Here is a 12,677-nt window from a genome sequence, read left to right on the forward strand (position 1 = left end):
AACAGTGATATTTGAATTGAAGTTAAAAACTATTGAAAGGTTCAATCATAGCCTCCCCTTTTTAAGGGAGACTATGAAGAAAGGTAATCTTAAATCTATTGGGTATCGCTGTTTATTTTGCTTTAGCCAGCAATAGATTAGCAATTGTGCGCACACCATACCCTGTTGCACCCGCCGCCCACTGTTCAACAGCCGATTTGCGGTAAGTTGCTGAACAATCGATATGTACCCAGCCTTTTTTGTAGTTTTCCACAAAATGAGACAAGAAAGCCGCTGCTGTACTTGCGCCTGCGGTATGAGAAGGTGAAGCAATATTGTTCAGGTCAGCAAAATTGGATGGCAGTTGGCTACGATGGAATTCAGCCAATGGCAGACGCCAGAACAATTCATTTTCAGCATCAGCCGCTGCCAGCAGGTCCGCTGCCAATTGATCATCAAAACTGAATACAGAGTGGTAATCGTTACCTACCGCCATTTTCGCCGCACCGGTTAAAGTTGCAGCATCAATGATAAGTGGTGCTTTTTCCGCACTCGCATCAATCAAGCCATCAGCCAGTACCAAACGCCCTTCCGCGTCAGTATTCATTACCTCAACGGTTTTACCATTGCGATAACGAATGATGTCGCCCAACTTGAAGGCGTTACTGCTCACCATATTGTCCGCAATGCACAGGAATAATTTGACCCGCTGTTCCAAGCCCCGGCTGATCGCCAGTGCCAATGCGCCCGTCAATGTTGCAGAGCCGCCCATGTCTGATTTCATGGAATCCATGGAATTAGACGGTTTCAGGCTGTAACCCCCTGAATCGAAGGTGATACCTTTACCCACCAAACAGGCAAATACGGGTGCGTTTTTCTCTTTTGTCGGATTGAAATCCAACGCCAGGAAAACCGGATCACGGGAAGAACCACGGCCAACGGTATGCACCCCGACATAACCCTGCTCACGCAGATCGTTGCCTTTTATGATGCGATAACTAATGGCATCACCCGCTACACCATTCAGTAAGTCAATCGCTCGCTGAGTAAGTTGCTCTGGCCCTAATTCTTCTGCTGGCATGTTGATGGTATCACGCACCCAGTCAACGAATTTGATTCTATGATCCAGTTCTTGTTTGTCTGCCGCAGGTAATTGTGGCCATTCAATGGTACGCAGCCCCTTTGAGCCACGAAATCCTTGCCAGAATGCCCAGCTTTTTTCCAGATCCCAACCTTCACCTGTCAAAGCGACGTTGTGGATACCCTGCCCATTAATTTTACGTCCAGCACGTTGGATCGCTCCGGATTTACCATTACCTTCCAAATGGATGGTAAGTCCCTGCTCACTTGAACTAATTAGCGCTTTTTCACCCCAGCAAGCGTTAGCTGGCTCATAAGACAGTGTTATCGGCATGATTTGCTTTGATATAGCTTGCTTTGTCATTTTTTCTCACTTCTTATCTTATTTTCACTGTTTTCACAGTAAGGGTTTATTAATGTAAAAAAAACTGGCGATTGCCAGTTTTCCATTAAATGCAGATTATGCCAAGCTATTGAGCAATGATAGGTGAACTTGTGCTATTTTTTTCACACTTCATTTGACTACTCAAATTCATCCAACCAAACCAGCAAGATAGCTTCTAGGATTTTTTCGTTGGATTTCTGCGGATCGTCATCAAAACCATCCAGTTCACAAACCCACTGGTGTAAATCGGTGAAACGCACCGTTTTGGGGTCTAAATCCGGAAATTTATCATACAGTGCTTCGCCAATGTCACGACTGTCAGCCCATTTCATATTCCATTCTCCTATCAGTGCTCGCGCGCGTGGTTAATGGAATATTTAGGGATTTCAACAATCAAATCCTCATCAGTGACTTTGGCCTGACAGCTCAAACGACTTTCTGGCTCCAGCCCCCATGCCTTGTCCAGCATATCATCTTCCAACTCAGTGCTTTCCTCTAGTGAGTCAAAGCCCTCTCTGACAATGCAGTGACAAGTGGTACACGCACAGGATTTTTCACAGGCATGTTCAATTTCGATACCATTGCGCAGTGCAACATCCAGAATCGATTCGCCTTCTTTGGCTTCCAATACTGCACCTTCAGGGCAAAGTTCGTTATGAGGTAAAAATACAATTTTAGGCATAATTAAATCTCATCCACAGAATGACCCGCCAAAGCCCGGCGGATTGATGTGTCCATGCGACGCGCTGCAAATTCCTGCGTTTGTTTGTCCAATTGTTTAATTGCACTTTCAATCGCATCAGAAGAGGTTCCCTGTGCGGTCTCGATTAATACTTCTACGGCAGCATCAATGGCAGCCTGTTCTTCCTGACTCAGCAAGTCGGCATCTTTTTCCAGTGCGCTGGTTAAACTTTCCAGCACCCGCGCCGCTTCTACTTTTTGTTCAGCCAGTTTACGCGCCTGAATATCTTCCTGCGCATTGGTCATTGAGTCTCTGAGCATTCGGGCGATTTCCGCATCGGACAGGCCATAGGAAGGTTTAACCTGAATGGAAGCTTCAACACCCGTGGATTTTTCCAGAGCGCTGACACTCAGCAAACCATCCGCATCGACCTGAAAAGTCACACGAATATGTGCACCACCCGCCGGTAATGGAGGAATACCACGCAGCGTAAAACGAGCCAGTGAACGGCAATCATTCACTAATTCTCTTTCTCCCTGAACCACATGGATGCTCATCGCCCCTTGGCCGTCTTTGAATGTGGTAAACTCCTGCGCTCTTGCAACAGGAATAGTGGTGTTACGTGGAATGACTTTTTCGATCAGCCCACCCATAGTCTCCAGACCGAGTGATAACGGGATAACATCCAGAAGTAGCATTTCGCTATCAGGTTTATTACCTACCAGAATATCAGCCTGAATCGCCGCCCCAACAGCAACGACTCTGTCAGGATCGATAGAGGTCAGTGGTTCACGGTCGAAAAATTCACCCACCATGCTGCGTACCAATGGTACTCGCGTTGAACCGCCGACCATCACTACCTGCAACACTTCACCCGTTGTGACACCCGCATCTTTCAGTGCCCGACGACAGGCCAGCAATGTGCGTTTGACCAGAGATATGATCAACTCATTAAATTCGGTACGAGTAATATTACCCTGCCAGCCTGCAATGCTGATCTCGGCCGTATCTGCATCACTTAAAGCAATTTTGGCTTGCGTCGCGACATCCAACAGTTGACGCTGTAACCCGTGGTCACTATCACTGATCCCAGCCTGTTCACGGATCCAATTTGCCAGCAACAGGTCAAAATCGTCACCGCCCAGTGCGGTATCACCACCGGTTGCCAGAACTTCAAATACACCACGGCTCAGGCGGAGAACAGAAACGTCGAATGTTCCACCACCAAGGTCGTAAACAGCAATAATACCTTCCTGACCAGAATCAAGACCATAAGCAATGGCAGCGGCAGTCGGTTCATTCAACAGGCGCAGGACGTGCAGACCCGCTAAACGCGCAGCATCCTTTGTTCCCTGTCGCTGCGCATCATCAAAATAGGCCGGAACGGTGATAACAACACCATCAAGTTTGCCATCCAAGGTTTCTTCTGCCCGTTGTGCCAACGATTTCAATATTTCAGAAGAAACCTGAATAGGATCCACCAGCCCTGCCACAGTATTGATCAACGGCAGCCCGTTTTCACTTGCCTGAAGCTGGTACGGTAGATTTGGGTAACGCTGCTGAATGTCAGCCAAAGAGCGTCCCATCATGCGTTTGACAGAGATAACGGTATTAACAGGATCGGATGCCGCTTGCTGACGCGCCTGCCAGCCGACCTGAGTTTCATCTTTGCGATATTGTACAACGGAAGGAAGTAAGTGACGGTTTTCACTGTCTGCCAAGGTTTCTGTCTGACCACTGCGAACTGTCGCAACCAGAGAGTGTGTTGTACCAAGATCAATCCCCACGGCCAGACGACGCTGATGTGGTTCGGCAGATAAACCAGGTTCACTGATTTGTAATAAAGCCATGTGTGCCCCTATAAAAACTATTCAGCCAAAAGCGATTTTACTAAAAAGCTATCCAGCTAAAAATCATCCAGCAACCGCTCTTCCAGTTGTTCAACCTGCTGTTGCAATTTATCCAGAAAGCGTAATTTACGGACGGTATCGGCTGCAATTGGCCATTGTTCAGCATCAAGCTGCTGTTCCATCTGCTCACTGCGTGTTTTGATCATTTTACTCAAGCGAGATGAAAAATCGGCCAATGCGATTTCTGGCTCCGCGCTATGCTCAATGGCATCAAGCTCTTCGCGCAACTCCAACTGTTGCATCAGGAATGCGGTATCCTGCATGGTATGCTGCTCGCCGGACAAATTGAACCCTTGCTGAGACAGCATATATTCTGCACGTTTCAAGGGATGTATCAGAGTATAAAGAGCATCATTAATGATGGACGCTTGCTGAAGAGCCTGCGCTTTTTCACGTTCTGGCTGGTTAGCAAAACGATCAGGGTGAAACTGACGCTGCAATTCCCGATAACGGATCGACAATTGTTCACGGTCAATCACGTAGCGTACAGGCAGCCCGAATAAAGTAAAATAGTCCATAAGTTACTCTTGTTTTGCAAATACAGATATTTCGTAAAGTGCTCAGTCAAAAAATGGGTTACACGTGAAAACTTTCCCCACAACCGCACTCGCTGGAGACATTGGGGTTGTTGAATTTGAAGCCTTCGTTCAGACCTTCTTTAGCAAAATCCAACTCAGTACCATCAAGGTAAACGATGCTTTTACCATCAACGATGACTTTCACGCCCTTGTCTTCAAAAACTTGATCTTCTTCGTTAACGGTATCAGCGAATTCAAGTATATATGCCATACCAGAGCAGCCGGATGTTCTCACTCCCAAACGCAACCCCACACCTTTCCCACGATTGTCAAGAAAAGCCAAAATACGCTGGGCTGCACTTTCTGTCAGGGAAATTGACATACAACACCTCACTTTTAAAACTAGTAAAGGTGGATATTGAATCAATATCCACCAGAATTATGTCTTCTTGTTAAAAGAATTATTTCGCTTCGCGCTTGCTTTTGTAATCCGCAATCGCTGCTTTGATAGCATCTTCTGCCAAAATAGAGCAGTGAATCTTCACGGGTGGCAATTCCAGCTCATCGGCAATCGCTGTATTTTTGATAGCCTCAGCCTGTTCCAGCGATTTTCCTTTCATCCATTCTGTTACCAGAGAACTGGACGCAATCGCAGAGCCGCAACCATAGGTTTTAAAACGTGCGTCTTCGATGATACCTTCGTTATTGACCTTGATTTGCAGTCTCATAACGTCACCACAAGCAGGTGCACCAACCATGCCACTGCCAACTGAAGGATCTTCACTGTCAAATGAACCAACATTACGTGGGTTCTCGTAGTGATCAATTACTTTATCGCTGTAAGCCATTTCGTTACTCCTGAAACCATTTGATTAATGATGAGACCACTCGATGGTGCTGATATCCACACCTTGCTTGAACATTTCCCATAATGGAGAAAGCTCGCGCAGGTGACCAATCGCGTTGTGAATCAATTTGATTGCATAGTCTATTTCTTCTTCTGTGGTAAAACGCCCCAAAGAGAAACGAATAGAACTGTGTGCCAGCTCATCATTCATGCCCAACGCACGCAGGACATAAGAAGGTTCCAGACTCGCGGAAGTACATGCCGAGCCAGAAGAAACAGCCAAATCTTTCAACGACATCATCAATGATTCACCTTCAACATAGTTGAAGCTGACATTCAGAATGTGTGGTGCACCCAGTTCCAAATCACCGTTCAGATAAACTTCTTCAATATCTTTAATACCGTTCCACAAACGCAGACGCAAACCGTGCAGACGTTCTGATTCTGTTTCCAGCTCTTCTTTTGCGATGCGGTAAGCTTCACCCATACCCACGATCTGATGAACAGGCAATGTACCGGAACGCATACCGCGCTCATGACCACCACCATGCTGCTGAGCTTCAATACGGGCGCGTGGTTTACGGCTAACATACAGTGCTCCGATGCCCATTGGCCCATATAATTTGTGAGCAGAGAAAGACATCAGGTCAACTTTCAGTTTGCTGAGATCGATAGGTAATTTACCAACGCTTTGGGTTGCATCAACGTGGAACATGATGCCACGGCTGCGGCAAATATCACCAATGGTCACGATATCCTGAATGACACCGATTTCGTTGTTCACATGCATGATGGAAACCAGAATAGTATCGTCGCGCATGGCGGCTTCCAGTTCTTTCAGATCAAGCATGCCATTGTTCATCGGCGCAAGATAAGTCACTTCAAAACCTTCACGCTCTAACTGGCGACAAGTATCCAAAACGGCCTTGTGTTCAGTTTTGCAGGTAATAATGTGCTTGCCTTTTTTCTGATAAAATTTTGCAGCACCTTTGATCGCGAGGTTATCTGATTCTGTTGCACCTGAAGTCAACACGATTTCACGCGGGTCAGCTCCGACCAAATCTGCAATTTGATTACGCGCAATATCAACCGCTTCTTCAGCCTGCCAGCCAAAACGGTGTGAACGGGAAGCCGGGTTACCGAAAACCCCGTCCATAGTCAGATAGTTCATCATCTTTTCAGCAACACGCTGATCAACCGGTGTGGTTGCTGAATAGTCCAAATAAATGGGTAATTTCATTGCTCACATGCTCCGTAAAACACTTTTAATACTTCTGTTTGCCGCAAAGTTTACGCACGCAGGTTAACGTTAATCGTCTCTTGAGGCCTGCCGTTAGGTGTACGGCGCTTATCGCTGTCTTGACGATCAGCAACGTCTAAGACTTCTTGATTTTTAACTAATTCTTCTAAACTAATACTGCTGAGGAAACTCGTGATGCGATCGCTGAGATCACGCCACAGCGTATGAGTCAGACAACGATCACCGCCTTGACAGCCTTCCCTGCCCTGACAACGAGTTGCATCAACAGATTCATCAACAGCAGAAATCACTTCGGCAACGAAAATATTACCGGCATCTCTGCCTAGTAGATAGCCGCCACCTGGACCACGGACGCTAGAAACCAAACCATTTTTACGCAGGCGGGAAAACAATTGCTCAAGATAGGAAAGGGAAATTCCCTGACGCTCAGAAATGTCGGCTAATGGCACCGGCCCTTCTTGTGAATGCAACGCCACATCTAGCATGGCTGTTACCGCATAACGTCCTTTTGATGTCAGTCTCATAACAAAAACTCCATGGTGAAATATGAGTGAAATTGTGGCATTCCTGAGTGTTTTAGTCAACTATTTAACCTACTAATTTAGTCAACTATTATTTTGGTTGCCTTTCACTTTTTTTCACCTGCTATCCACCCGCTTTCTGGCTGTTTCCTGCTATTCCGGTTATTTTCCAGACCATTTTCCCATAGAAGTCAGTATACCACGCAGAATATTCAGCTCCTGAGTTTCTGGACGTGCACGGGTATAAAGACGTCTTAATTTGTTCATTATTTGGCCTGGATGCGCCTTGCGAATGAAACCAGAATCATTCAATACCTGCTCAAGGTGCTGATAAAAACGTTCCATATCCTCGACAGGGGGATATTCTATCTCATGTTCCGTGGATTCCACGTGTTCTGGCTTTTCCTGAACGGCGAGATAAGCCATGCGAATCTCATAGCTGGCCAATTGAACAGCCATTGCCAGATTTAACGAGCCATATTCTGGGTTGGTCGGAATATAAAGATGGTAATTACACTTCTGTAATTCTTCATTTGTCAGACCAACTCGTTCACGGCCAAACACAACCGCAACCGGGGAATGGCCGGATGCCTTAATACAACGTTCTCCACATTCACGTGGTTCAACCATCGGCCAGGAAAGCGTACGGGAACGGGCACTGGTTCCGATGACGAGCTCACATCCAGCCAATGCTTCATCCAATGTATTCACAATTGTTGCATTACCAATGACATCACTGGCACCCGCTGAAAGTGCAATGGAGTGAGAGTCAGGTTGAACGAGCGGATTCACCAGATAAAGGTTGGTTAATCCCATTGTTTTCATGGCCCTGGCAGCTGACCCCATGTTGCCCGTGTGGGACGTTTCTACCAGAATAATGCGGATATTCTCTAACATGACGGCTTTTAGATTCGGTATAAGAGCCGAATATCTTAACACAGCATTAGTCATTTTGCCGAACTACTGCTATAGTACGACCCGATTTATTTCCCGTTCTTTAACATCCCGGTGGAAGATACCCCATGCATCCGATGCTAACCATCGCTATACGCGCTGCGCGTAAAGCCGGCAATTACATTGCCAAAAGCTACGAAACACCTGATGCCGTCGAAGCTAGCCAAAAAGGCAGCAACGATTTTGTAACCAATGTTGATCGTGAAGCAGAAAGGCTGATCATCGATATTATCCGTAAGTCTTATCCTAAGCACACCATTATCACTGAAGAAAGCGGTGAGCACTTAGGTGAAGAAGACGATTTCCACTGGGTGATCGATCCACTGGATGGCACCACCAACTTTATTAAACGTCTTCCCCATTTTGCTGTTTCCATTGCTGTGCGCATCAAAGGCCGTACCGAAGTGGCTGTAGTTTATGATCCAATGCGTAATGAACTGTTCAGCTCAGCCCGTGGTCAAGGCGCACAATTGAATGGTTATCGTCTGCGTGGCACCAATGCCCGTGATCTGGATGGCACTATCCTTGCCACTGGTTTCCCATTCAAGGCAAAACAGCACACCACTCCTTATATGAAGATACTGGACAAATTATTTAACCGCTGTGCAGACTTCCGTCGCACTGGCTCTGCTGCTCTGGATATGGCGTATGTTGCCGCCGGGCGTGTAGATGGTTTCTTCGAGATTGGTCTGAAGCCTTGGGATTTTATGGGCGGCGAATTGCTGGTGCGTGAATCGGGTTGCATCGTTACCGATTTTGTCGGGGGCCACAATTATATCAACTCCGGTAATATCGTTGCAGGTAGCCCACGTATCGTTAAAGACATGTTGTCTGAAATGCGTGAAGAATTAAGCGAAGCATTAAAGCGCTGATTTTTATTATTAAAATAATGACTAGTTGAGCAATGTTATTTTCAGGGCACCATCTGGTGCCCTTTTTTATTGTTATTTAGGTAATGAGTGCACTCGTGCTTCTACCTTAGGCCTTAGGAAAAGCGCCGGAAATGCCACTAACGCCATAACCCAATAGATGCCACTTTGCATATATTCATATAAGAAGCCAGCAATCACACTCATAACGGCAATACCACCGCCCATCGCCAACGCGGAGTAAGTTGCCTGCAAACGAATAATTTCATTCTCTTTTCTGGCGCCAATAAAACGCATAGCCGCCAAGTGGCAAACCGTGAAAGTTCCGCAATGCAGGAGCTGGATGATGATCAGCACTGGTAGTTCAGTTGATATGCCCATCAGCCCCCAACGGAGAACCCCACAAATAGCAGAGAGCAACAGTAAGTTACGGGCATTCCAGCGCCGGAACAACTGCTTGCTGAAGGTAAAAATAATGACTTCTGTCACAACGCCCAGCGACCAGAGATAACCGATGGTTGCTGAAGAATAGCCTGCATTTTCCCAATAAATGGAACCGAAGCTGTAATAACCTGCATGCGCGCCCTGTAATAAAGTGACACACGATAAAAACTGCCATACAGACTTTTCAGACAGCAGTTCCTTAAACGATACCGTATGAGTATTTACGGCTTTGATTTTACCCGCAGGCATAATGGATGGTTTTAACATCATACCCAGCAACATGGCAGAAAGGCTGAAAATCAAGAAGGCAAGAATAATATGGTGATGCCCAAACAGATTGCTTCCAACCCAATTATTTATTCTGTCAAAAGAAATACTCAATTCTAAATTGCTGATTGAGAAGTTGATGCCATTGGAAGACATCAATATACCTGTTAGCGAAGAACTGATAATAAAGGCAATCGACCCCCAGACCCGCACCTTGCCATAATCAAAAGTAAACTGTTTTTGCCACTTTCCTGCCAAGGCATCCGATAAGGGAACCAGTGGCGAAAAGAATAGGTTAAAACCTATCATGACAAAGAAAATCCATGCCCAATGGCTACCAAATGCAAAACCAATGGCAAAGAGCAGCGTCAATAGGGACAATAATCGCAATGCAGTGATTAATTTCGAAGGATCTTTAACCGTAGGTGAAATGAACATACTACCGAGGAAACGGGCAACCAAGCCTACTCCCAACAATATTCCGATCATGGCTGGTTCAATTCCCTCTCCTTTCAACCAGACCGCCCAAAATGGCAAAAAAATGCCAAAAGAAAAAAAGTAAGTGAAATAACTTAACCCCAGCCAAAATGTCGATGGAACAACCATCAAACCCCCCATTTTTCAAATGTAAAAAAACCCGCTCAAAACTAATGTTATGAGTCGGGCTTAGTATTAGTGATATTTTTATTCTAAATTATGCGTAAACCGGGTATTTAGCGCAGATTGCCAAAACTTTTTGTTTAACGTTTTCAATGATCGCTTCATCATTGATGTTATCCAGCACATCACACATCCAGCCAGCCAGTTCGCAAGTTTCTTCTTCCTTGAAGCCACGGCGGGTAATTGCAGGAGTACCAATGCGGATACCAGAAGTCACAAATGGACTGCGAGGATCGTTAGGAACGCTGTTTTTGTTAACTGTGATATTAGCGCGCCCTAATGCAGCATCAGCGTCTTTACCCGTAATATCCTTATCCACCAGATCCAGCAGGAACAGATGGTTTTCAGTCTCACCCGAAACGACTTTATAACCACGATCCACAAACACACCGACCATGGCTTTGGCATTTTTGGCCACTTGCTGCTGATATGTTTTGAATTCAGGTTCCATCGCTTCTTTCAGTGCAACCGCCTTGCCCGCGATAACATGCATCAGCGGGCCGCCCTGGCCACCTGGGAAAACAGAAGAGTTCAGTTTTTTGTACAGTTCTTCATCGCCGCCTTTCGCTAAAATCAGGCCGCCACGTGGGCCAGCCAGTGTTTTATGCGTTGTCGTTGTGACGATATGAGCATGAGGAACAGGGTTTGGATAAACACCTGCCGCGATCAGGCCAGCAACGTGAGCCATGTCAACAAACAGATAAGCCCCGATTTCATCGGCAATTTCACGCATCTTCGCCCAATCAACAACACCGGAATAGGCAGAGAAGCCGCCGATGATCATTTTTGGCTGATGTTTCTGTGCCTGAGAGCGGATATCGTTGTAATCGATTTTGCCACTCTCATCAATACCATAAGGGACTACGTTATAGAGTTTACCGGAGAAGTTAACTGGAGAACCGTGCGTAAGATGACCACCATGAGCCAGATTCATTCCTAAAACGGTGTCGCCTGGTTTCAACAGAGCCATGTATACTGCCGCATTTGCCTGAGAGCCGGAGTGTGGCTGGACGTTGGCATAATCTGCACCAAACAGTTCTTTTGCACGGTCAATTGCAAGCTGTTCAACCACATCAACATATTCGCAGCCACCGTAGTAACGTTTACCCGGATAGCCTTCCGCATATTTGTTAGTGAGCTGAGATCCTTGAGCCTGCATAACTCTTGGGCTGGTATAGTTTTCAGAAGCAATCAGTTCAATGTGTTCTTCCTGACGACGAACTTCCTGTTCCATCGCTTGCCACAGTTCGGGATCGTAATTCGCAATATTCATTTCACGCTTTAACATTAGGTTCTCCTGACTCAGCTACATCTCTAAAAAAATACCCCTGAGGGCCAGAATGTCACACAGTGTAAACTCTTTTTATCAAATGAGATAGCCTTGACAGGATATTTTACGCAAACGATTGCATGCAGATGGCAACAAGGTATCAGGACTGGGTATCTGGCCATACGGGTTACTGATTTCCAATTTGTTATTGATATTTGTGACCTTAGTCAGACCTTGTGGTGATACAAGTCACTTTTCCACAGATATAGAGGCGTGTGTTTACCCCTGATCTTGCTTATAGATTGGCATTTTCACTTGATTCATATGTGACAAATTTCACTATCACTTGAAAAAAATTCAAGTGCTTTACTGTGATGAGAATTTGAACCTCTGCTTTATAATAATTGTTACTACCTATGCAAATGTAACCCCTATTCCATAAGAGTATATTCAGACATAATTATACATTACAAAATTCTTCAATCTGGTTATCAGATTAGTTAGCAAAAATGATGCTCTCAAACGCGGGGAGCACTATAGCCCAATAGGAAAATACAATAACACATCATTTAAACCGCTCATTTTTCCTGATCCTGATAAATTTCCTAATAATATTCAGCCATAAGATTGATTAGTCCTATAAAAATCTAAAATACAATCCATTTTTTCGTTGCCAGATATAACAATACCTAACAATGATGATGACTTATCAATAGGCCTTGTTAGTATAACTGGAAGATGATTAACATTCTTATCCCGTGATCTATCATGAATAAATGAATATATAAAAATTTGGTCTTCGTGACCTTTTTGAGATTAATTCCCAGTCGAATCATCAGTAGAGCACCCTGCTGAAATTAATTTCAGCTTAGAACCATTCATTATAAAATATATATATAATTAGCCATATCATCCCATTAAAATATAATAAATAATATTATAAGTTAGTTAATGAAATTAAATAAACAAATAAACAAATAAACAAATAAACAAATAAACAAATAAACAAATAAACAAATAAACAAATAAA

13 protein-coding genes and 1 pseudogene are annotated in these 12,677 nt (G+C 45.0%); 1 reads left to right on the plus strand and 13 read right to left on the minus strand.

Annotated elements, in window-relative coordinates; all coding sequences use genetic code 11:
- Window positions 1–112 precede the first annotated feature (112 nt).
- From pepB to trmJ, 10 genes are all read right to left on the minus strand, one after another.
- Window positions 113–1,423: an aminopeptidase PepB gene (gene pepB, locus PSI22_RS11180; protein WP_306310561.1), complete on the minus strand. Its 1,311-nt coding sequence runs from the start codon at window positions 1,421–1,423 to the stop codon at window positions 113–115.
- Between the two features lie 158 nt (window positions 1,424–1,581).
- The gene (gene iscX, locus PSI22_RS11185) at window positions 1,582–1,776 is read right to left on the minus strand and encodes a Fe-S cluster assembly protein IscX (protein ID WP_012989411.1); all 195 of its coding nucleotides are present in this window, start codon (window positions 1,774–1,776) and stop codon (window positions 1,582–1,584) included.
- Between the two features lie 14 nt (window positions 1,777–1,790).
- Window positions 1,791–2,126: an ISC system 2Fe-2S type ferredoxin gene (gene fdx, locus PSI22_RS11190; protein ID WP_273579808.1), complete on the minus strand. Its 336-nt coding sequence runs from the start codon at window positions 2,124–2,126 to the stop codon at window positions 1,791–1,793.
- 2 nt (window positions 2,127–2,128) lie between these two features.
- Window positions 2,129–3,976: a Fe-S protein assembly chaperone HscA gene (gene hscA, locus PSI22_RS11195; protein ID WP_273579809.1), complete on the minus strand. Its 1,848-nt coding sequence runs from the start codon at window positions 3,974–3,976 to the stop codon at window positions 2,129–2,131.
- A 56-nt stretch (window positions 3,977–4,032) separates the two neighbouring features.
- Entirely contained in the window at window positions 4,033–4,554 is a 522-nt protein-coding gene (hscB, locus tag PSI22_RS11200) for a co-chaperone HscB (protein WP_273579810.1), read from the minus strand.
- A gap of 58 nt (window positions 4,555–4,612) precedes the next feature.
- Entirely contained in the window at window positions 4,613–4,936 is a 324-nt protein-coding gene (gene iscA / locus PSI22_RS11205) for an iron-sulfur cluster assembly protein IscA (protein WP_012989415.1), read from the minus strand.
- Window positions 4,937–5,015: 79 nt separating this feature from the next.
- On the minus strand, window positions 5,016–5,402 hold the full coding sequence (gene iscU / locus PSI22_RS11210) for a Fe-S cluster assembly scaffold IscU (RefSeq protein ID WP_012989416.1): 387 nt from the start codon (window positions 5,400–5,402) through the stop codon (window positions 5,016–5,018).
- A gap of 24 nt (window positions 5,403–5,426) precedes the next feature.
- On the minus strand, window positions 5,427–6,641 hold the full coding sequence (locus PSI22_RS11215; RefSeq protein ID WP_273579811.1) for an IscS subfamily cysteine desulfurase: 1,215 nt from the start codon (window positions 6,639–6,641) through the stop codon (window positions 5,427–5,429).
- Between the two features lie 50 nt (window positions 6,642–6,691).
- Window positions 6,692–7,186, minus strand: coding sequence for a Fe-S cluster assembly transcriptional regulator IscR (gene iscR, locus PSI22_RS11220; RefSeq protein WP_038186911.1), 495 nt, complete (start codon window positions 7,184–7,186; stop codon window positions 6,692–6,694).
- A gap of 159 nt (window positions 7,187–7,345) precedes the next feature.
- Entirely contained in the window at window positions 7,346–8,080 is a 735-nt protein-coding gene (trmJ, locus tag PSI22_RS11225) for a tRNA (cytosine(32)/uridine(32)-2'-O)-methyltransferase TrmJ (protein ID WP_273579812.1), read from the minus strand.
- A 125-nt stretch (window positions 8,081–8,205) separates the two neighbouring features.
- On the opposite strand from trmJ, the gene suhB reads away from it, so the two are divergent.
- Complete coding sequence (gene suhB, locus PSI22_RS11230) at window positions 8,206–9,009, plus strand: inositol-1-monophosphatase (protein ID WP_273579813.1); 804 nt, start codon at window positions 8,206–8,208, stop codon at window positions 9,007–9,009.
- 72 nt (window positions 9,010–9,081) lie between these two features.
- On the opposite strand, the gene PSI22_RS11235 is transcribed toward suhB, so the two are convergent.
- The 3 genes and pseudogenes from PSI22_RS11235 to PSI22_RS21500 form a co-directional block, all read right to left on the minus strand.
- Entirely contained in the window at window positions 9,082–10,323 is a 1,242-nt protein-coding gene (locus tag PSI22_RS11235) for a 3-phenylpropionate MFS transporter (RefSeq protein WP_273579814.1), read from the minus strand.
- An 88-nt stretch (window positions 10,324–10,411) separates the two neighbouring features.
- Window positions 10,412–11,665, minus strand: coding sequence for a serine hydroxymethyltransferase (gene glyA / locus PSI22_RS11240; protein WP_273579815.1), 1,254 nt, complete (start codon window positions 11,663–11,665; stop codon window positions 10,412–10,414).
- 597 nt (window positions 11,666–12,262) lie between these two features.
- Window positions 12,263–12,448, minus strand: a pseudogene (locus PSI22_RS21500) (Hcp family type VI secretion system effector); the annotation flags it as partial.
- Window positions 12,449–12,677 lie beyond the last annotated feature (229 nt).

It is taken from the genome of Xenorhabdus aichiensis (assembly GCF_028598775.1).
In the GTDB taxonomy this organism is placed as follows: domain Bacteria; phylum Pseudomonadota; class Gammaproteobacteria; order Enterobacterales; family Enterobacteriaceae; genus Xenorhabdus; species Xenorhabdus bovienii.